Origin of the sequence: Pseudomonas taiwanensis DSM 21245 (assembly GCF_000425785.1) — a bacterium.
Classification (GTDB): domain Bacteria; phylum Pseudomonadota; class Gammaproteobacteria; order Pseudomonadales; family Pseudomonadaceae; genus Aquipseudomonas; species Aquipseudomonas taiwanensis.
Window position 1 is genome coordinate 260,886 of sequence record NZ_AUEC01000010.1, and the last position, 21,468, is coordinate 282,353.

A 21,468-nucleotide genomic window follows, 5' to 3' on the forward strand; every position below is an offset into this window, starting at 1 on the left:
GGGAGATTGACCACGAAGACACCTCCTGAGGCAACCAAGCCGCGCGAATTCGTGTCCAACCTCTGACCCCCATGGATGAATGAGGAGATCTCGATGCACCTCTGCTCCATCGACCAGGCTGTCGAGCAAGTGCTGTCGCGCCTGCCAGCTCATATTCACATGGGCCTGCCCTTGGGCCTGGGCAAGCCCAATGCTTTCGTCAACGCTCTCTATGCCCGGGTGCGTGACCTACCCGAACGGCAACTGACTATCTACACGGCGCTTACACTAGGCCGCCCCCCGCTGGGCGACGGTTTGCAACGGCGCTTTCTCGAACCCTTCGTCGAGCGTGTGTTCGCTGACTACGAAGAACTCACTTACCTTGCCGACCTGCGCAACGACAGCTTGCCGCCGAACATCCGTGTCGAGCAGTTCTTCATGCAGCCCGGCAGCCTGCTGCATAGCGAGGCTGCCCAGCAGGACTATGTCAGCAGCAATTACAGCCACGCTGCCCGTGACATCAATGCCAAGGGGCTGAACCTGATCGCGCAGTTGGTCGCCGCCACACCGGAAAGGCCCGTGCACCTGAGCCTGGCCTGCAACCCCGACATCACCCTTGACCTGCTGCCGATGATTGCCAAGCGCCGCAAGGCTGGTGAGACCATCCTCATGCTTGGTCAGGTCCATGCCGAGCTGCCTTACATGCCAGGCGACGCAGAGCTGGGTATCGACCACTTCGACCTGCTGATCGACGTAGCGGAGCAACGCCGGCTGTTTTCGACCCCGAACATGCCGGTCACCACCCAGGACCACTGCATTGGCCTGTTCGCCAGCGCACTGGTGCGTGATGGTGGCACCCTACAGATCGGCATCGGTGCCATGGGCGATGCGCTGGCGGCTGCTTTGCTGGCGCGCCAGGGCGACAACGCGGGCTATCGCGCCTTGCTCGACGAGTTGGACATTCGCCCCTGGCAGACGCTGATCGAGCGGGAAGGGGGCTTGGAAGCGCTTGCCCAAGGGCTGTATGGCTGCAGCGAAATGTTCGTCAACGGCCTGCTGGCGCTGGCCGAAGCCGGGGTAGTTCGGCGCCCGATCAATGGTCAGGGCGTGCTCGTGCATGGCGGGTTTTTCCTGGGGCCGCAGTCCTTCTACCGGCGCTTGCGAGAGCTGCCGCTGGAGCAGCGGGCGCGTTACGCCATGACCCGTATCAGCTTCATCAACGAGCTGTACGGGCAGGAAGCCCTGAAGCGTCGACAGCGCCGCGATGCCCGTTTCGTCAATACGGTGTTCGGCATGACCTTGCTTGGCGCCGGGGTGGCTGACCAGTTGGAAGACGGCCGTGTACTCAGCGGTGTCGGTGGGCAGTACAACTTCGTCGCCCAGGGCCATGCCCTGGCGGGTGGGCGTTCGGTCTTGCTGCTGCGCAGCTGGCGCGAGGCGGGTGGTGAGATCAGCTCGAACCTGTTCTGGACCTATGGCCACTGCACCATCCCCCGACACCTACGCGATATCGTGGTGACCGAGTACGGCATCGCCGACTTGCGCGGGCAGACCGACAGCGAAGTGATTGCGCGGTTGCTGGCGGTGAGTGACTCGCGGTTCCAGGACACGTTGATGGAGCAAGCCAAGCGTGCCGGTAAATTGGCCAGGGACTTTCAGCTGGATCCGCGCTTCACCGACAACACGCCCGAGCGTCTTGAGGCGGTGCGGGCACGGCACGCACGGTTGTTCCCAGAGTATCCGCTGGGCACGGATTTCACGGCACAAGAGCAGGATTTGCTGCGCGCGCTCAACTGGTTGAAGAGCAAGTTCAAGCTCAGAGAGGTGCTGGAGCTGGGCAAGGCGGCACTGGAGGCACCGGGGCCGGAGGGGTATGAGGCGCACCTGGCGCGGATGCAGCTGGATCAACCGCAGGGGCTGAAGGAAGAGTTGTATCAGCGGTTGTTGCTGGCGGGGCTAGAGGCAACCCGCTAAACCAAGGTTCAGCGCCTTACCCTGTGGGAGCGGGTTCACCTACGAATGAGAGGGTGACGTCACCGTTGTCTTCGCGGGTAAACCCGCTCCTACAGGAGAGGTGCTCAGGCTTTAGTCGATGAAGCTGACCACACCACCTTCCAGCGACTTCACCCGGGCCAGCGATTCGACGCGGTAACCCTGGCTGTCCAGCTCGGCACGGCCGCCCTGGAACGATTTCTCGATGACGATACCCAGGCCCGCCACGGTAGCACCGGCTTGCTTGATGATCGAGATCAGTGCCTGCGAAGCCTTGCCGTTGGCCAGGAAATCGTCGATCACCAGCACGCGGTCGCTGCTGTTGAGGTGGCGCGGCGAGATGGCCACGGTGTTCTCGGTCTGCTTGGTGAAGGAGTACACCGAGGCGGTCAGCAGGTTCTCGGTCAGGGTCAGCGACTGGTGCTTGCGCGCGAAGATCACCGGTACGCCCAGCTTCAGGCCAGTCATCACGGCCGGGGCAATGCCCGAGGCTTCGATGGTGACGATCTTGGTCACGCCGGCGTCGGCGAACAGGCGGGCGAATTCGTCACCGATCAGCTGCATCAGCGCAGGGTCGATCTGGTGGTTGAGAAACGCGTCGACTTTGAGAACCTGATCGGAAAGCACGATGCCTTCTTCGCGAATCTTCTGCTGCAGTGCTTCCACTGTGTATTCCTCGATGTAGCAAAGGTGGCCGCATGAAGCGGCAGTGTTAAAGAGTAATGGTTGATCAGCGTTTGAGCATTGCCCGGATGTCGGCCAGGGCGTTATTGCCGCGAGCGGCTTTGACTTCTACCGGCGCATCGTCCAGGCCTTCCCAGGCCAGGTCCTCCGGCGGCAGCTCGTCAAGGAAGCGGCTGGGCGTGCAGTCGATGATTTCGCCATACTGCTTGCGCTTGGCGGCGAAGGTGAAGGCCAGGGTCTGGCGGGCGCGGGTGATGCCCACATAGGCCAGGCGGCGTTCCTCTTCGATGGTGTCGGCTTCGATGCTGGAACGGTGCGGGAGGATTTCCTCTTCCATGCCCATGATGAACACGTAGGGGAATTCCAGGCCCTTGGACGCATGCAGAGTCATCATCTGCACGCCTTCGGCGTTTTCTTCCTCTTCCTGCTGGCGCTCGAGCATGTCGCGCAGCACCAGTTTGCCGATGGCGTCCTCGATGGTCATGTCACCCTCTTCGTCTTTCTCGAGGGTGTTCTTCAGCGCTTCGACCAGGAACCAGACGTTGCTGATGCGGAACTCCGCCGCCTTGTCGCTGGCGGTCTGCTGGCGGATCCAGTTCTCGTAGTCGATGTCGCGGATCATCTCGTGCAACGCGGCAATCGGGTCTTCCAGGGCGACCTTGTGACGCACGCCATCGAGCCAGTGCTTGAAGCGCTGCAGGCGCTCTGTGTAGCGGGCATCCAGGTGCTCACCCAGGCCCAGCTCTTCGCTGGCGGCATACATCGAGATGCCGCGCTCGGTGGCGTAGTTGCCGAGCTTTTCCAAAGTGGTCGAGCCGATCTCCCGGCGCGGCACGTTGATCACCCGCAGGTAGGCGTTGTCGTCGTCCGGGTTCACCAGCAAGCGCAGGTAGGCCATCAGGTCCTTGACCTCCTGGCGGCCGAAGAAGCTGTTGCCGCCGGACAGGCGATATGGCACCTGGTGGTGTTGCAGCTTCAACTCGATCAGCTTGGCCTGGTAGTTGCCACGGTAGAGGATGGCGAAATCGCTGTAGGGGCGATTGGTGCGCAGGTGCAGGGTGAGGATCTCCATGGCCACCCGCTCGGCTTCGGCTTCCTCGTTCTTGCAGCGGATCACGCGGATCTCGTCGCCCACGCCCATCTCGCTCCACAGCTGCTTTTCGAACGCGTGGGGGTTGTTGGCGATCAGCACGTTGGCGCAGCGCAGGATGCGGCTGGTGGAGCGGTAGTTCTGCTCCAGCATCACCACTTTCAGGGAGGGATAGTCCTCCTTGAGCAGCATGAGGTTCTCCGGGCGGGCGCCACGCCAGGCATAGATCGACTGGTCATCGTCGCCGACCACGGTGAACTGGTTGCGCATGCCGATCAGCATCTTCACCAGCAGGTACTGGCTGGCGTTGGTGTCCTGATACTCGTCCACCAGCAGGTAGCGCACACGGTTCTGCCAGCGTTCGAGCACGTCGGGGTGTTCCTGGAACAGCTTGACCGGCAGCAGGATCAAGTCGTCGAAGTCCACGGCGTTGAACGCCTTGAGCGTGCGCTGGTAGTGGGTATAGACGATTGCGGCGGTCTGTTCGCGCGGGTTGCGCGCTTTCTCCAGCGCCTCGGCAGGCAGGACCAGGTCGTTCTTCCAGGCACCGATCATGTTCTTGATCTCGTCGATGCCATCGTCGCCGGAGTATTCCTTCTGCATGATGTCCGACAGCAATGCCTTGATGTCGGACTCGTCGAAGATCGAGAAACCAGGCTTGTAGCCCAGGCGCTCGTGTTCCTTGCGGATGATGTTCAGGCCCAGGTTGTGGAAGGTGCACACCGTCAGGCCACGGCCTTCGCCCGGACGCAGCAGGGTAGCGACCCGCTCCTTCATCTCGCGGGCGGCCTTGTTGGTGAAGGTCATCGCCACGATGTACTGGGCGCGGATGCCGCAGTTCTGGATGAGGTGGGCAATCTTGCGCGTGATCACGCTGGTCTTGCCGGAGCCAGCACCGGCGAGCACCAAAAGAGGGCCGCCGACGTAGTCTCGGGCTTCTTGTTGCCGGGGATTGAGTCGGGACATGCTAGAAACCGGGGGTCGCCAGAAAATAGCCGCGCATTCTAACAGGCATGGGGCAGTTGTGGCGCGACCGTCTGACGTCTGAGTCAGACTTTTGTCTCTCGCTACTATTAGTCAGACTCATGATATCCAAGAAAAAAATCGGATTTGCTGGTTTAGCGAGTTTCGCGCAGGATGCACGTCAAAATGCGTCGGGGAGCACTGCAGGCAAGGATATGTCTAAAAGTGAAAATCGTTTTCATTTATGCAGTAGCATATCCGGCCTCATACGCTTCACTGTCCAAGCCTTTAAGGAGCCCGCTTGTCCACGCCTGTCGAACCTTTGCGTTTGCTGTTGTTGGCTGATGAGCCGGAATGGGCTGCCCTGTTGCGCGACTGCCTGCTGCCCTTGGGCGGCAGCGCCGTATTGCTGACCGCACCCAGTTGGGAGGCTGTCGACACCCTGTTCAACCAAGACCGCCAAGCGGTGGTGCTGGCTACCCCGGCCTTGCAACCCGCGCCGGGGCGTTGCGAACTCCCCACCATCTTGCTGCTTGAGCATGAGCCTGACTCACCACCGACGGCTGTCAGCGATTGGTTGGTGCGCGATCAACTCAGCGCCGACGCCATCCGCCGATCCTTGCGCCATGTGCGTGAGCGCGGCGTACTGGTGGCCACCCTGCAGCGCCTGGCCGAACAAGACCCGCTTACCGGCATCGCCAATCGTCAGGGCTTCCAGGCCTTACTGACCGCGCGCCTGGCCGAGAATGACGGGCGCGGTCTGGCGCTTGGCCACCTGGACCTCGACAATTTCCGCCACGTCAACGATGCCCTTGGCCACCAGAGCGGCGACCGGTTGATCTTGCAGGTGGTGGCCCGGCTGAAGCAGCAACTGGAAGCGGGGGACCAGCTGGCACGTCTGGGCAGTGACGAATTCGCCCTGCTGATCGACACCCGACGCGATGCCAACCGCGCCGAATGGATGGCCGAACGGATCGTCGAAGCGCTGGCCGAACCCTTCTGGATAGACGGCGAGAGCCTGCTGCTGGGCTGCAGCCTGGGCCTGGCCCATGCCCGCGCTCAGGCTGGGCCAGACCCATTGATGTGGCATGCCCACATCGCCATGCGCCAGGCCAAGGGCAGCCAGGGCTGCACCTTCCATGTATTCAATGAGCGCATCAACCGCAACGCACGCAGCCTGGCCGACCTGGAAAGCGAGTTGCGCCGTGCGCTGCGCCGCGATGAGTTGGAGCTGCATTACCAGCCACGATTGAACCTGGAAGACGGTCGTATCGTTGGCCTGGAGGCCCTGGTCCGTTGGCGCCATGCCGAACGTGGCCTGCTGCCGCCCAGTGAGTTCGTGCCGCTGGCCGAGCAGAGCGGGCTGATCGTGCCGTTGGGATACTGGGTGATTTCCCGCGCCCTGCGTGACATGCAAGCCTTGCGTGAAGAGGGCCTGGCCCCCTTGCACATGGCGGTGAACCTGAGCTTCCGTCAGTTCCAGGACAGCCAGTTGCTGGCTACCCTGAGCCGCTTGATCATCGAGCACGGTGTCGATGCCCGCTGGCTGGAGTTCGAGCTTACCGAGACCGCCGTCATGCGTCGCAACGAACTGGTCCGCCAGACCATGGATGCCCTGGCGCGCCTTGGCGTGCGGTTTTCGCTGGATGACTTCGGTACCGGCTTCTCTTCGTTCGTCCACCTCAATAGCTTGCCGATCACGTTACTCAAGGTCGACCGAAGCTTCGTCGCTGAAATGGAGATGCGCGAAGAGAACCGCAAGTTGGTGCACGCCATGATCAACCTGGCGCACAACCTCAACCTCGAAGTGGTCGCCGAGGGGGTGGAGAGCGAAGAGCAGATGCAGTTGCTGCGCGAGTTCGGTTGCGACCAGGTACAGGGGTTCCTGGTCAGCAAGCCGTTGCCGGTCGAGGCGTTGATCGATTACCTGTTGCAGGTTCCGGGGCGGCGGTCGGCCTGAGACGCACCGCCGGTCCCGCAGGGCTCATCGCGGTCCATGCACGAGCTGCCCAGCCAGCGTAGGTGCCCTGGACTTCAGCAACCGCTTCATCCGCCACTCGAAGCCGATCGTCAGTGCCACCGAAGCGCACGCCAGCCCCAAGGCCAGCCCCCACCACACGCCGACCGCACCGCCGCCCAGGGTGAAGGTGAGCAGCCACGCTGCCGGTGCGCCTACCAGCCAGTAGCAGCACAGCCCGATCAGGAAGGTGGTCTTGGCATCCTTCAGCCCACGTATCGAGCCCATGGCGATGGTCTGCACGCCATCGAACAGCTCGAACCAGGCCGCGACCATCAGCAGGCTTACCGCCAGCTGGTAGATCGCCGCGAAGGCTGGGTCATCGCCGTCGATGAACAGGCCTACCAGCATCTCCGGACGCAGCCAGAACAGCGCGGCAAAGGCGAACATGATCATCGCGCCGAAGCCGATTCCCACACGCCCAGCGCTGCGTGCCGCCAACAGGTTGTCGGCGCCGTAGTAAAGCCCCACTCGCATGGTCACCGCGTACGACAGCCCGGTTGGTACCATGAATGCGGTGGACACGATTTGCAGGGCGATCTGGTGCGCCGCCAGTTCCGTGCTACCGAGCACACCCATGCACAGCGCGGCGAAGGCGAACAGCCCCACCTCCACCATGTAGGTACCGCCAATCGGCAGACCTAGCCGCCACAGTTCCCGCAGGGCAGGCAGGGAAGGGCGCGACAGGCCCCGGCGTAGCGGGTAGGGTGTATAGGCCGGGTGCCAGTGGATGTACAGCGCCAGGGCAATGGCCATGCCCATCGACACCACGGCGGTGACCAGGCCGATGCCCATCAGGCCAAGCTTGGGCAGGCCGAACATGCCTTCGATCAGCGCGACGTTGAACAGATAGTTGAGCACCGTGCCCACCAGGCTGATGACCATCACTGGCGTCGAGCGACCCAATGCGCTGGTGAATCCGCGCAAGGCCATGAACGTCAGGTAGCCAGGCAGGGCCAAGGGCAGTAGGGTAAGGAATTCGGCCGCCGAGGCCACGTTCTCGGGCTTCTGGCCGAACAGCAGTAACACAGGCTCGAGGTTCCACAGCACCAGGGCCGCGACCAGCGCCAGACCCCAGGCCAACCACAGGCCGTTCTGTGCCAGGCGGGTAGCGCCCTCGATGTCATTCGCCCCTTTGCGAATCGCCACCAGAGTGCCGACTGCGGCAATCACACCCAGGCAGAAAATCGACACGAACGAATAGCTCGCCGCACCCAGGCCGCCACCTGCCAGGGCCTGTGGGCTGATACGGGCCATCATCAAGGTGTCGGTCAACACCATCAGCATGTGCGCCAACTGCGAGGCGATCAGCGGCCCCGCCAGGCGCAGCAAAGCCTTGAGTTCAGTAGCGGGCGCGACATGCATGGTTGAGGTCCTTGATGCTTATCCTGTAGGCGAGGCGACGATTCTGAGGCTTTGGTCAACTTTCCACAAAAGGATAATAGCGATGCTTGGCATGAGTTGAACTCATGCATATATGATTATCTGCATTCCTTTCCACGCCCTCTTTCAGGTGCCCCATGTCCCGTCAGTTGCCTGCGCTCTATGCGCTGCGCGCATTCGAAGCCGCCGCTCGGCTGAGCTCTTTCACCCGCGCTGGCGAAGAGCTCTCGATTACCCAGAGTGCGGTCAGTCGACACATTCGCACCTTGGAGGATCATTTCGCCTGTCGCCTATTCGTACGCAGCGGGCGCAGCCTGCAATTGACCGAGGCCGCGCGGGTGCTGCTGCCGGGTGTGCGCGAGGGCTTCGCCGCGCTGGAGCGGGCTTGCGATACCCTGCGCGGTGAAGATGACATCCTGCGCATGAAGGCGCCTTCGACCTTGACCATGCGCTGGTTGCTGGCACGCCTGAGCCGCTTTCGCCATTTGCAGTCGGGTAACGAGGTGCAGCTGACCAGCGCCTGGATGGACGTCGACCATGTGGACTTCAATCAGGAGCCGTTCGACTGTGCAGTGTTGCTCAGTGACGGTGTGTTCCCACCAGACTGGGAAGTGCGCCGGTTATTCAGCGAGTTACTGATCCCGGTGGGGGCGCCGGATTTGCTCAAGGATGGCCCCTGGGACGAGCGCCGGTTGGCGGGCATCGAGTTGCTGCACCCAACGCCGGACAAGCGTGACTGGCGGGCTTGGCTAGAGCGCATGGGGCTTGCCGAAAAGGTTTCGCTCAAGGGCGGCCAGGTATTCGACACGCTGGAGCTGGGCATGATTGCGGCTGCCAGGGGTTATGGGATTTCCATGGGTGACCTGCTGATGGTGGCGGAGGACGTTGCGCAAGGACGCCTGAGCCTGCCGTGGCCCACGGCGGTGCCCAGTGGCATGGACTACTATCTGGTGTGGCCGCGCACCCGACCGGGTGGCGAGCGGTTGCGACGGCTGAGCGTGTTTCTGCAGGAGGAGGCGGCTGCGGTGAGTTTGCCGGATGTGCAGATGCTGCCTCCCCTCTAGCCGGCAAGCCGCCTTCTTCAGGGCTGGGTGGGATCCTGGGCTTGCTGCAACAACGAAAACGTTTGCGAATATCCCGGCCCGACACTCAAGTATTGGCTTGCGACGCCGATTCTCTGGCACCAGCGTCCCGGAAGAGGATGCGATTTTCGTCGATAACCCGCAGGTGGCCTGGGTGATCAGGATGATCCCGGCCACTTGTCAGGAGCTTCCCCATGTCGCAACCGCGTGCACGCATCGCCTCGCAGCTCGGAATCGCCCTCGCCATCGTGCTGGCGTTGGTGATCACCGGCAGTACCTTGTTCGCCCTGCGCTCGTTGGACCAGGCCAACCTCGCCACCCGCCAGCAGCACCTGGCCAGCGAGGCCCGGCTGTTGGCCGACCAGCTCGAAACCTTCCACAGCTCGCTCAAGGACAACACCCAGCGCCTAAGCGGCTTGTTCGAGCGGCGTTTCGCCTCGGGCCTGACAGTGCATGCCGGTGAAACCGTCAATGTCGCAGGCCAGGCTACGCCTGCGTTGTACTTGGGCGAGCGGCTGCTGAACAACGACTTCCAGCAGGTGGACGAATTCCAGCAGATGACCGCGGGTGTCGCGACGCTGTTCGTGCGCAGCGGTGACGACTTCGTGCGCATCAGCACCTCGCTGACCAAGCAGGATGGTAGCCGCGCCATCGGTACCCAGCTCGACCGTCAGCACCCGGCTTATGCAAAGCTGATGGCGGGCCAGACCTATGTCGGGCGTGCCGTGCTGTTCGAGCGCAACTACATGACTCGCTACGTGCCGGTCAGCGATGGCAGTGGGCGGGTGATAGCTGTGTTGTTCGTCGGCTTCGACTACACCGACGCGCAGAATGCCCAGTTCGCCAACCTCAAGCGGTTCCGCATTGGTGAAACCGGCTCGCTGGCCCTGCGTGATGAACGAGGTCAATGGCTGGTTCCGCCGGCCAATGCCGAGCAGCCACTGTTCAGCGTCACCGCGCCCTTCGCCGAAGGCCCATGGACGGTGGTGGCGAGCATGCCAGAAGCGGAGATTCGTGAGGTGACCTGGAACGTCGGCTGGCGCCTGGCCATCGGCAGCCTGCTGGCCATGCTGCTGGCGGTGGCGGCGACCCTGTGGTTGTTGCGGCGCAAGCTTCGGCCCCTCGATGACCTGGTGCTGCAGGCCGAAGCCCTCGGGGCAGGCGACCTCAATGCACGTCTGAATGTCACCAGCCATGACGAAATCGGCCAGCTGGCACGCAGTTTCAACAAGATGGGCGAGGCCCTGTCGACCATGGTCGAGCACATTCGCAATGCATCCGAGCAAGTCAGCGGGCGGGCACGCTCGTTGGCCGGGTTGTCGGCCGGGGCTTGCGAAGGCATGGACCAACAGTCCGGCGAGATCACCAGCATGGCAGGCGCGGTGGAGGAGTTCAGCGCCACCTCGATGAACATCGCCGACAACATGGCGGGCACCGAGCGCATGGCCCGCGACAATGCCCAGCAGACCCGCATCGGCCGTAACGCCATGGATCAGGCATCGAGCTCGCTACGCCAGATCGCCGAGGCGCTGGGTGGCACGGCTACGGTGATGGACACCCTGGGCGCTCGCTCCCAGGAAATCGGTGGGATCGTTGGGGTGATCACCGCGATTGCCGAGCAGACCAACTTGCTGGCGCTCAACGCCGCCATTGAAGCGGCCCGGGCCGGCGAGCAGGGACGAGGCTTCGCCGTCGTGGCTGATGAGGTGCGAGGACTGGCTGCCCGCACGCGCCAGGCGACGGACGAAATTTCCGGCATGATCGCCAGTATCCAGCAACAGACCGGGCATGCGATCAGCACCCTGGAGCAGGGCAACCAGTTGATGCAGGAGGGCCTGGAGCGCAACGACAAAGTGGCCGAGGCACTGGCGCGCATCGATGAGCAAAGCCGCGTTGCCGGTGAACAGTTCGCCGTCATCAGCACCGCGACACAGGAGCAGAGCAGCACGGCAACGGTGCTTAGCCGCAACCTGCAGAGCATCGCGCAAGCCAACAGCGAGCAACGCGACGTGGCCAACGAGCTGGCGTTCACTGCCCGGGAGCTGGAAGGGCTGGCAGCGCAGTTGAGGCAGGAAGTGGATCGATTTCGGGTAGGCCGCTGACTGCTACGGACCTGTCGCCGGCAAGCGGGCTTGCCGGCGACTTTATGACCGAGGCTTAGATCGAGCCGAGGTTCAACGCCTGCGCACATGCCTGCAGCGAACGCTGTTCACTCTGTGCATACAGCGTCAATTCATCCTGTACCTTCAGCCCAAGTGCCGCCTCGAAAGCATCCCGGTTGGCATTGCTACCGTACTCGGCCTGGGCATCGTCACCGAGGTTGGATTGGAAAATGCCCGCGGCACTGACCGGCAGGAAGTCTTCGTACACCAGCGCCTCGAAGTGCACATGGCCTGCTTCGATCAGCCCTTCCAGCGTGGTCGGGCGATCGTCCTGATCCCGTGCGGCCAAGCCCTTCTCGGTGGGGAAGTAGCGGAAGTAGGCCAGACCCTGTTCGCGCATTTGGGCCAGGTCATCCGGAAATGCGGCGAATTGCTCCTTGAGCAACACCATGTAGCGTTCGGCGTTGGCCTCGGCCGGGGCGCCGCCCAGGGCCGCGCGGGTCGCATCCAGCAGCGTGTCGTAGAGCTGGCGGCCTTTGGGCGTCAGTGCCGCGCCGCGTTGCTCGATTTCGCCGAAGCGCGCGGTGTGGCTGCCTTCGCTGCCCTGCTGACCGCTGAACGCGACCGTCTCTTGCAGCGCCTTGAAGCTGGTCTGGCGCAACAGGATCGGGTGACGGCGAGTAGGAGGGCCTTCGACCACGGCTTTTGGTGGGATGCCCTTGGCAGGCATGCCGGCCTGGATCGCGTCGATATCCAGCGTGCGCGGCGTCAGGTGGTTGATGTGTGGGCCTTTGAAGGCCACCACATCGGCGATCAGGCGGTGCTGGTCATGCAGCTGCTGATACTGCTCGGCGGTCACCGTGGCATCCTGGTGCCAGCGGAAGGTGTGCAGCGCCTCTTGGACGAAGGTGTGGGCATCGACTGCATTCAGGCCGCCGTCACGCTCGCTTTGGGCGATCAGCTCCAGTACCCGTGGGGTGAAGATCTTGCGCTTGGCCAGAATGGTCTGGGCCAGTTCACGCAGTGGCGGGTTGTCGATCAGCTCCAGTCGTAACAGCGAGGTGAATACCCGGAAGGGGCTGACATGCAGGGACTGTTCGTGCACCGCGCGGAACGCGGTGGAATGGACCGGTACACCGGCCGAGCTGAGATCGTAGTAGCCGACAGGTTCCATGCCCATGACGGCGAACAATTTGGCGATGGTCGCCAGTTCCTCTGCGGTGCCCACGCGGATCGCGCCGTGGCGCTCCTGGTCCAGGCGCTCGATTTCGCCGGTCCAGCGCAGGGCCTCGGCCACTGCTGGCTGTTGGGTCATGACCTGCTGGTTGACTTCGCTCACCAGCTCCAGCAGCGTGCCGTACAGCGGCACTTCCTGTTTGTACATGAGTGACATGGCGGCAGAGAACTGCGCACGGATGCTGTCGGGGCTGACGAAATCGTGGGCGGGCATCGCAAGCTTCCTGGTTGGGTTCGGACACTTACATGAAAACTGGGAATGCACGTTGGCCACAAGCGAAAAAAAGTGAGTGTGTCATTCCTTTTTTGATCGACCCTGAGGTCGTTGCGACCGCCGCTGCAGAATGTGGCAGGCCGCGCCACGCGCCTGACAACGTCAAACCGACAACTGCTCGTTGATCCACGCCATCAGCGCTCGCACCTTCGGCACCTCGGCCGCATGTTCGGCATACGCCAGGTAATGCGCCCCCGCGCTACGCATCGCATGATCCCAGGGGATGACCAGGCTTCCCTCGGCCAACTCCTTGGCAGCCAGGTATTTGGGCACCAGCGCCACTCCACACCCCGCCTGCGCCGCGCTTAATGCCATGTAGAACGTATCGAAGCGTGGTCCGTGGTAGGCGCTGACACTGTGCAGTCCAAGCTCCAGGAACCATTCATGCCAGGCCTCTGGCCGAGATGTGCTTTGCAACAGCACCAGTTCCGCCAGTTCAGCGGCATCGGCCAGGGTTCGGCCGGCCAGCAGTTCCGGCGCGCATACCGGCACCACGTCCTCACGGAACAGTTCAAGGCAGGTAGCGCCCGGCCAGGTGCCCTGGCCGTAGAAGAACACCACATCGGCCGAGCCTTGCAGCAGGGCAAAAGGCTCCATTTCGTTGCGGATATCCAAGTGGATATTCGGGTGGCGTTTGCCGAAGCCCTTGAGGTGCGGGATCAGCCAGCGCACGCCAAAACTCGGTTGAGTGGCTACCTTCAATATCTCGGTCTGCTCGCCATAGGTCAGGACATAGCGGCTGGACATGTCGACCTGGGTCAGGATCTTGTTCACCTCGGCCAGGTACAGGCTGCCGGCAGGCGTGAGTTGCAGACGCCGGCGAATACGCAGGAACAGGTGGTGACGCAGCATGTCCTCAAGCTGTGCCACCTGTTTACTGACCGCGCTCTGGGTCAGGTGCAGCTCTTCGGCGGCACGGGTAAAACTCAAGTGACGGGCTGCGGCTTCGAAGCACTGCAGGGCGGTCATGGAGGGAACCAGGCGTTTTGACATAGCGGTCTCTGTGGCAGAAATCATTACCTGACGGAATGATATGCGGAATAAAGGTCGTTTGTTGCACTGGTGTGATCGGATTAATACTGATCCACATCATTTTTCCATCCCTTCACCCGATGTAGGAGAAGCACAAATGGTTGCTGGATTGCTCGAGCGCCTTGGCGTTGCCGCCGAGGCTCACACCCAGGGCGACTACCCTGTTCACACGCCGATCGACGGCAGCCAGATCGCCTCGGTGAAACTGCTCGGCAAAGCCGAGACCATCGCCTGCATCGACAGGGCGCAGAACGCCTTCGAAGCCTGGCGCAGCGTCCCGGCCCCACGCCGTGGCGAGCTGGTGCGCCTGTTCGGCGAAGTGCTGCGCGAGCACAAGGCCGACCTCGGCGAGCTGGTATCCATCGAAGCGGGCAAGATCACCCAGGAAGGCCTGGGCGAAGTACAGGAAATGATCGACATTTGCGACTTCGCCGTTGGCCTGTCGCGTCAGCTGTACGGCCTGACCATCGCGTCCGAACGTCCTGGCCACCACATGCGTGAAACCTGGCATCCGCTGGGCGTGGTCGGCGTCATCAGCGCTTTCAACTTCCCAGTCGCCGTCTGGGCCTGGAATACCGCCCTGGCCCTGGTGGCCGGTAACTCGGTGGTATGGAAACCGTCCGAGAAGACCCCGCTGACCGCCCTGGCTTGCCAGGCGCTGTTCGAGAAAGCCCTGAAAGCCTTCGGCGATGCTCCGGCTGGTCTGTCGCAACTGGTGATCGGCGGCCGCGAAGCGGGTGAAGCCCTGGTCGACGACCCACGCGTTCCGCTGGTCAGCGCCACCGGCAGCACCCGTATGGGTCGCGAAGTCGGCCCGCGTGTGGCCGCACGCTTCGGCCGCAGCATCCTGGAGCTGGGTGGCAACAACGCCATGATCCTGGCCCCGAGCGCCGACCTGGACCTGGCCGTGCGCGGCATTCTGTTCTCCGCAGTCGGCACCGCGGGCCAGCGCTGCACCACCCTGCGTCGCCTGATCGTGCACCGCTCCATCAAGGACGAAGTGGTTGCTCGCGTCAAAGCGGCATACGGCAAGGTGCGCATCGGCGATCCGCGCAAAGACAACCTGGTTGGCCCGCTGATCGACAAGCAGTCGTTCGATGCGATGCAGGGCGCCTTGGCCAAGGCCCGTGATGAGGGTGGCCAGGTATTCGGTGGCGAGCGTCAGCTGGCCGATCAGTACCCCAACGCCTACTACGTGTCGCCCGCCATCGCCGAGATGCCGGCGCAGAGCGATGTAGTGCGCCACGAGACCTTCGCGCCGATCCTGTACGTGCTGGCCTATGACGACTTCGAAGAGGCCTTGCGCCTGAACAACGAAGTGCCACAAGGTCTGTCCTCGTGCATCTTCACCACCGACATTCGTGAAGCCGAGCGCTTCCAGAGTGCTTCGGGTAGCGACTGCGGTATCGCCAACGTCAACATCGGTACCAGCGGCGCGGAAATCGGCGGTGCATTCGGTGGCGAGAAGGAGACTGGCGGTGGTCGTGAGTCGGGTTCGGATGCCTGGAAGGGCTACATGCGGCGCCAGACCAACACCGTGAACTACTCCCGTGAGCTGCCGTTGGCGCAGGGTATCGTGTTCGACTGATGGATTGATGCTGCATGGCCGGGGGCGTTGCCCCCGGTTCGCAGTGGTGCGGCGACCCAATATACCCGTTCCCACAGGTTCTCCACTGCCCTCGAGGCCTGTGTGGCCCCTGTGTGAGCGGGTTTATCGGTTCGTCGTACCGCCGCGAATGGGCCGCTTGGCGGCCCCAACAAGAACAAATCGCTGGAGCCGGGCCATGTCCGAACTGCGTCAAGAATGTCTGTGGGAACACGTCACCAAACCGACCGTCGCCGCCCAGGCCCTGGCCGGTGAGCACAAGGCTGACGTCTGCGTGATCGGTGGCGGTGTCACTGGCCTGTCTGCGGCCATCCACCTGCTGGAACAGGGCAAGTCGGTGATTCTGCTGGAGGCCTGGAAGATCGGCCACGGTGGCTCAGGGCGCAACGTAGGCCTGGTGAACGCTGGCACCTGGATTCGTCCCGACGATGTCGAGGCAACGCTTGGCCAGAAGCAAGGCAGCCGCCTGAACAAGGTACTGGGTGAAGCCCCAGCCGAAGTGTTCGCCATGATCGAGCGCCTCGGCATCGACTGCCAGGCGCAGCACAAAGGCACCCTACACATGGCGCACAACGCCACCGGTATTGCCGACCTGCAAGCGCGTCACGAGCAATGGCGCCGTCGTGGTGCCGATGTGGAGTTGCTCACTGGCGTGCAATGCCAGGAATACTGCGGCACCGACAAGATCTCCGCCGCGCTGCTAGACCGCCGCGCCGGTACCATCAACCCCATGGGTTACACCCAGGGCCTGGCCGCCGCTGTCACCCGCCTGGGTGGCAAGGTGTTCCAGCAATCATCGGTCGAAGGCCTGGCGCGTGACGGCGATGGCTGGCAGGTAAGAACCGCGCGCGGTTCGGTATGCGCCGACAAGGTGGTGATATCCACTGGCGCGTACACCGAAGGCGATTGGAGCAACCTGCAGAAGCAGTTCTTCCGCGGCTACTACTACCAGGTGGCCTCCAAGCCGCTGCAGGGTGCTGCCGCCGACAAGGTGCTGCCCTATGGCCAGGGTTCGTGGGATACCCGCACCGTGCTCAGCAGTATTCGCCGTGACGATCAGGGCCGCTTGTTGCTTGGCAGCCTGGGCCGGGTCGACAACAAGCCAACCTGGTTCGTGCGCAGCTGGGCCGACCGCATCCAGAGCCACTACTACCCCGAACTGGGCAAGGTCGAGTGGGAGATGCACTGGACCGGTTGCATCGACTTCACTCCAGATCACCTGATGCGCCTGTTCGAGCCTGCGCCCGGATTGGTGGCGGTGACGGGTTACAACGGGCGTGGCAATACCACCGGAACGGTGATTGGCCGGGCGTTCGCTGAGTTCCTGCTCAAAGATGATCCGGACAGCCTGCCGATTCCCTTCTCGCCGATGACGGGGGTTAGTGCGCCGTCGCTGCGCACCGCGTTCTACGAGTCTGGGTTCTCGCTGTACCATGCCGGGCAGTGCTTGAGAGTCGTGCTCTAGCTGATGGCCTCATCGGCGGCAAGCCGGCGATGGGGCCCGTTCCAACAACGGCCTACTTGTGCAGCCAGCTTAGGAAACCGCCCTTCTTGATCAGGGCCGGCTTTTGCAGCAAAAGCGACTCCCGGCTCTGGCGCCGGAAGCGCTGCAGTTTGGTCAGCGCGGTCTGCACCTCGCCCCGCTGGGCCAGGCAGCTGCGCACCTGCTCCTTGTCGATGCGGAACAGCACACAGCTGGTCAGCGTGCGGAATTCGGCGAACGAATCGTCCTCGTCGATCAGACCCTCGATCCCCAGCACTTCTCCCGGTCCCATACGCCCAGCCTCCAGCAGCTTGTCACCGTCGCGTACCGACGCCGAGACCACGCCGCTGCCAATTACCAGCAGGTGATCGGACTGCTCGCCCACCCCCAGGATCACCTGATCGGCCAGGTACTCCACAGCGGTCATGCGCTGGCTCAGGGTGTCGCGCTCTTCGTCGGTGAGCGAGCGGAACACGCGCACCTCGTCCAGCACTTCACGCTGGCGACTGCGCGCAGGCATGGCCAAGTCGACGTTCCACATCACACCGCTGGCTTCCAGATGCCGATGTGCCAGATCGAACAGCTGGTTGCGCACTTCGGTCTTGCGCGCCATGTCGGCGATGAAACCACTGGCCTCGTACTCGACCGACTCCAGTGTCGAGGCCTTGACAGTAACCTTTGGCGCGGGGTTCGCGAGCAGGGCGCTGGTGCCTTGCAGTGCTTTCTCCAGGGCATCGAAAACCCGCCTCGGCCGCACCTTGGCAGGCACCACCACGCTGATTGACACCCCATGGCGGTCGATGGGACGGCTGTGGTTGAGCAGTTTGGCCTTGGCCGCCACGGAGTTGGGGATGACCGCCAGACTACCGCTGCCGGTGATCATGCGCGTGGCGCGCCAGTCGATATCCACCACCTTACCCTCGGTGCCGTCGATGGAGATAGCATCGCCGATCTGGTAAGGCCGGGTGGTATTCAGCACGATGCCGGAAAACACGTCGGCCAGAGTGCTTTGCAGCGCAAGACCAATGACGATGGCCATGACACCAGAGGTGGCCAGCAGGCCCTTCACGGGCAGTTGCATCACGTAAGCCGCGGCAGCTACCACCGCCGCCAGGAAGATCAACGCCCCTAGCACATCCTGCAACAGCCGACCGCCGTGGCTGCCCCGTGCCACCAATAGCAGCCCGAACACTACGGTCACCGTTCGTGCGCCGAACAGCCACCAGCCAATCGCCAGCACCGTGGCCAACAGGTTACGCGAAACATCGTCTGGCCAGGGTGGCGGTTGCAGCGGGCTCATGCCAGCGGCCACCAGCACCGAACTGAACAGCAGGAAGATCACCAACCGCGTGCCGATGCGCCAGGCGTGGCGCTGGAGGGGGATCAGTTGCCAGAGCACGAGGTCAAGCAGGATCAAGGCGGTGCCGAGCAACAACGGGGACGACTGGATGAACGCCAGCATGATGGTCTCGGGATGAGGGAGGGCTGCGGGTAGTAATAGAGTAGGTTGAGGTGGCAGGCAATGGGGGAGGGGTGAGGTTTCTCCAGTGGCGGGGGCCGTTGCCCTGCCACTGAAACGGCCCCTTTGGTCCAGGCTAGTGTCCTGTCTTGGAAATACGTTCTCTTCTGGCGAGTGGCCTGGGTGTTCGGCAAAGGCGCCGCGACGAGTCATAGCAGGGCTATGGCGAGGAGTGGCAACGCAGGCCGAAAGCCCAGGACGCCGCCAAAAGTGAAGAGCTTATTTCCGAGACAGGACACTAGGTAAATGTTGGGGTCAAATCAGCGCTGCGTGACCTGCCACGTAGACGAAAATGGCGGTGATCGGCAACCAGCTGATCATTATCCAGAAAATATTAACCCAGGTGATTTTAGAGTTTTGCAGTCCCAGTGGATCACCTGCACATGCATTGGCGGCTTGCTGAATTCTCAACAGTGAAACGGTGCCAAAGGTCGCGATCGCAAAGACGAGAGTGATAGTCATCAAAAACCTGACCATCAGGGGTAGGCTGTTAAGGAAATTCTCGGGATTAAACAAATCCCAAGACAGCGTGACCAAATAGGGAATCCACCACATCAACGTGACGCCGAGTGCAGTACCTTCGACAGATTGATTCACCTCGCGGCTGCGGGCGACTATGTTTTTCATTAACCAATACATTGTGAGCCCGCCAAATAGCGTGCACAGCAGCGGAGTGAGTTTTAATCCGCGTTGGCCTCGAATATGTAGCCAGTGTCGATAATTGCAGTATGCGATGTAAAGGCCAAGGGTGAATACCCCCATGATTGCGTATTTTGATATAGAGACTACGTGAAACTGAGTGCGATCATTGGGTAGGTGTGATTGTTGCTCGGTGTTATGTGTCAGGGGTTTGTTCAATTTGTTGCTCCCGCCGCGAAAGTTACATGAAGAAATGATTGAAAGTTAGCCAGATGCATGCGGCTACGTTTAATTGCGAGGATATAATGAGTCTTTTTTTGAGGCGGTGAGGGAACGCCCTGTAGTCTTGCGCGTCTAGTGAACCTCTGCGAATGCAGAATTTAGGAGATGTGAGGGTGCCGGCTATCATGGAAATAACGAGTACTCTCGAACGTAAACTGGTCTCTCCCCAAAGCGTTGTGGCGTATGACAGGCATGGGCTTCTTTGAAGTGCTGACGTCATTATTTTATAGTGGCGAGTGCAGGCGATATGGATATCCATTGCCAGCCCGGTCAAGCCTATGAAGAAAGGAGCGGCCAATGAGAATAATTTTACCTTGAAGTCGAGGTTATCAATCATCTTGAAAGGCCTCGAAAAGTATTTCCCCAAGTACTTCTCCGCCGTCCATCCCTTGTGTGCTGCCGACATAGACTCCTAATCCAGTTACTGCTATTCCGCATATCAAGGCGCCGGCACCCGGTCTAATGCAAACTGTCGCAGCCAATTTTGATCCTGCTCTACCTCCAATCCAGCCCCCGGCTAAACCGCCGGAAAAATTTCCCGCCTCAGTGATCTTGACTTTTTCACAGGCTCTTGTATTACCCGCTCGGCATACGTCGGCAACTTTCATGGCCGAACCAACCCCTCCGATAGCAACGCCTAGACGTCCTCCTGCCTTCAAATACTTAGAGATGCTTGCCAGCTTATTGAGGTGTGTCGAATAGCCGGGAATCTGGCCTGGCGCCCCTATTTTACTCCAGTGGTGCACCAGGCTTTTTGACGAAATTCCGAGGTGTCGGCGTAGGGTTTCATAATTTCCAAGGTTAAGGCGCTTGTTCAGAACGGTCGCTTTCAAAATTGTATTTAATTGCTTGAGTAGCTTCATGCGTTCTTCAAAAAACTCTTTGCTATGCAGGTGTCCGTACTTGGCAAACTGCTGCTGATGCAGTTCTTCAATCTTTCGCAATATAAGACCCAGTTCGTCCAGCGACTTTGCCAGCATCGCCTCGCTCACCCCCATCGCCTGGCTCACCTCACCAAGCAATCCGGCAATGTCGGCCTGATGTTGCATCATGAACTCGGCCTCTTCCGGCGTCAGGCTTGCCAATGCCTCCCGCGCCTGTTTTGCCGCGCTCATCGAATACAGCTCTTCACGGGTGCAAACCGGTCGGCTCAGGCCGTCGCCGATGACGAAGATCTCTCCTGCCTTGAACCCTTGCTGATAAGTCGGGTTCAGGCGCTGCAGAATCGAGCTCGGCAGGTTCGCCTGCTGCGCGCCGAGCTCAATCAGAACCTCCTGGTAGGTCATGCACCGCGGCACGATATAGAAGCCAGGCTCCATGCCTTGAGGCGCGGTCGATGATTGAAATGCCGAAGGCCGGTACCTGTTCACGTGCGGGGTTGCCTGGGCTGGGGCTTGTGCCTCGACAACGGTTCCAGCCGCCGTCATGCGACGCGGTGCAGGGCCCTGATTCAACGGCGCCAACACGCGGTTGCTGCCCAACGGGCAGCCGCACTTGACCAGCGAGCCGTCCACGGCGGTGGGCCGACCGTCCTGCATCCAACGTTGCTCGCCTTCGATGATGACGCCTTCCTCACCACAGCGTGGGCAGGCGGTAGTTCGGTCGCCTTCGATCAACCACCGGCGGCCATTGAACGTGCCCCGGGAATGGCTGGCGATGCACGTGGCACCTGTGGTGGTGACGTCGCCGTCGAGGCCTTGGCCGTTACCGAAAATGTTGGTGCGCTGATTCATGTCTCGATTCCCTGAGATGTGAATCCGGCAAGCTATCACTCTGAAGGCCCCTATTTTCGGGCGGGGCAGCGCTTAAGACATGCCTTACGCAAGATGCAGATTGACCTGTAGGAAAGGTCCTGCTTTTAGGGTGAAGGTATCCAAAAGTATGTCGTGTGCGTGGAGCCGAGCGGGTAGGCAACGCTTGTAACGGTGTGCTCAGATCGTTCACATAATGGAACGCTAAAGCCAAAATTCACTATCTTCCGCGCCAAAGGGTCTGGTTTTAATCTTCTCCCATCAACGCGAAACACCCCACTTACTGAAGATCAGAACCCCTTAGGAGCGACGACCATGACCCAGTTCAAATACAACCGCCTGAACAAAGACGAC

General features: G+C 61.6%; 14 protein-coding genes and 1 pseudogene. 7 read left to right on the plus strand and 8 right to left on the minus strand.

Annotation, left to right across the window (positions count from 1 at the left end):
• The first annotated feature begins 93 nt into the window (after positions 1–93).
• Positions 94–1,953 (plus strand): acetyl-CoA hydrolase/transferase C-terminal domain-containing protein, encoded by a 1,860-nt coding sequence (locus H620_RS0102765; protein WP_023383012.1) that lies wholly within the window; start codon positions 94–96, stop codon positions 1,951–1,953.
• Between the two features lie 111 nt (positions 1,954–2,064).
• On the opposite strand, the gene H620_RS0102770 is transcribed toward H620_RS0102765, so the two are convergent.
• Complete coding sequence (locus H620_RS0102770; RefSeq protein ID WP_023383011.1) at positions 2,065–2,637, minus strand: xanthine phosphoribosyltransferase; 573 nt, start codon at positions 2,635–2,637, stop codon at positions 2,065–2,067.
• A 64-nt stretch (positions 2,638–2,701) separates the two neighbouring features.
• Positions 2,702–4,711, minus strand: a complete 2,010-nt coding sequence (gene rep, locus H620_RS0102775; protein WP_027906674.1) for a DNA helicase Rep — start codon at positions 4,709–4,711, stop codon at positions 2,702–2,704.
• Between the two features lie 298 nt (positions 4,712–5,009).
• On the opposite strand from rep, the gene H620_RS0102780 reads away from it, so the two are divergent.
• Positions 5,010–6,668 (plus strand): putative bifunctional diguanylate cyclase/phosphodiesterase, encoded by a 1,659-nt coding sequence (locus tag H620_RS0102780; RefSeq protein WP_023383009.1) that lies wholly within the window; start codon positions 5,010–5,012, stop codon positions 6,666–6,668.
• A 24-nt stretch (positions 6,669–6,692) separates the two neighbouring features.
• Here H620_RS0102780 and H620_RS0102785 read toward each other — a convergent pair whose 3' ends face one another.
• Positions 6,693–8,090: a NorM family multidrug efflux MATE transporter gene (locus tag H620_RS0102785; protein WP_023383008.1), complete on the minus strand. Its 1,398-nt coding sequence runs from the start codon at positions 8,088–8,090 to the stop codon at positions 6,693–6,695.
• A 155-nt stretch (positions 8,091–8,245) separates the two neighbouring features.
• Here H620_RS0102785 and H620_RS0102790 point away from each other — a divergent pair, with 155 nt between their 5' ends.
• From H620_RS0102790 to H620_RS27660, 3 genes and pseudogenes are all read left to right on the plus strand, one after another.
• Positions 8,246–9,172 (plus strand): LysR substrate-binding domain-containing protein, encoded by a 927-nt coding sequence (locus tag H620_RS0102790; RefSeq protein WP_027906675.1) that lies wholly within the window; start codon positions 8,246–8,248, stop codon positions 9,170–9,172.
• A 212-nt stretch (positions 9,173–9,384) separates the two neighbouring features.
• Positions 9,385–10,428 (plus strand): annotated as a pseudogene (locus H620_RS27655) (Cache 3/Cache 2 fusion domain-containing protein); the annotation flags it as partial.
• A 132-nt stretch (positions 10,429–10,560) separates the two neighbouring features.
• Positions 10,561–11,292, plus strand: a complete 732-nt coding sequence (locus tag H620_RS27660) for a methyl-accepting chemotaxis protein (protein ID WP_371919396.1) — start codon at positions 10,561–10,563, stop codon at positions 11,290–11,292.
• Positions 11,293–11,347: 55 nt separating this feature from the next.
• Here the strand turns inward: H620_RS27660 and hglS are convergent, their stop codons facing one another.
• Both hglS and H620_RS0102805 read right to left on the minus strand, forming a co-directional pair.
• Positions 11,348–12,742, minus strand: a complete 1,395-nt coding sequence (gene hglS / locus H620_RS0102800) for a 2-oxoadipate dioxygenase/decarboxylase HglS (protein ID WP_023383005.1) — start codon at positions 12,740–12,742, stop codon at positions 11,348–11,350.
• A 162-nt stretch (positions 12,743–12,904) separates the two neighbouring features.
• On the minus strand, positions 12,905–13,795 hold the full coding sequence (locus H620_RS0102805; protein ID WP_023383004.1) for a LysR family transcriptional regulator: 891 nt from the start codon (positions 13,793–13,795) through the stop codon (positions 12,905–12,907).
• A gap of 136 nt (positions 13,796–13,931) precedes the next feature.
• On the opposite strand from H620_RS0102805, the gene amaB reads away from it, so the two are divergent.
• The gene (gene amaB / locus H620_RS0102810; RefSeq protein ID WP_023383003.1) at positions 13,932–15,422 is read left to right on the plus strand and encodes an L-piperidine-6-carboxylate dehydrogenase; all 1,491 of its coding nucleotides are present in this window, start codon (positions 13,932–13,934) and stop codon (positions 15,420–15,422) included.
• A gap of 196 nt (positions 15,423–15,618) precedes the next feature.
• Positions 15,619–16,905: an L-pipecolate oxidase gene (gene amaA, locus H620_RS0102815; protein ID WP_027906676.1), complete on the plus strand. Its 1,287-nt coding sequence runs from the start codon at positions 15,619–15,621 to the stop codon at positions 16,903–16,905.
• Positions 16,906–16,957: 52 nt separating this feature from the next.
• On the opposite strand, the gene H620_RS0102820 is transcribed toward amaA, so the two are convergent.
• The 3 genes from H620_RS0102820 to H620_RS0102830 all read right to left on the minus strand — a co-directional run bounded on the left by H620_RS0102820 (position 16,958) and on the right by H620_RS0102830 (position 21,096).
• Positions 16,958–18,385, minus strand: a complete 1,428-nt coding sequence (locus tag H620_RS0102820) for a mechanosensitive ion channel family protein (protein WP_023383001.1) — start codon at positions 18,383–18,385, stop codon at positions 16,958–16,960.
• A 312-nt stretch (positions 18,386–18,697) separates the two neighbouring features.
• Positions 18,698–19,300: a hypothetical protein gene (locus tag H620_RS0102825; protein WP_027906677.1), complete on the minus strand. Its 603-nt coding sequence runs from the start codon at positions 19,298–19,300 to the stop codon at positions 18,698–18,700.
• A gap of 392 nt (positions 19,301–19,692) precedes the next feature.
• The gene (locus H620_RS0102830) at positions 19,693–21,096 is read right to left on the minus strand and encodes a PAAR domain-containing protein (protein ID WP_023382999.1); all 1,404 of its coding nucleotides are present in this window, start codon (positions 21,094–21,096) and stop codon (positions 19,693–19,695) included.
• Positions 21,097–21,468: the final 372 nt, after the last annotated feature.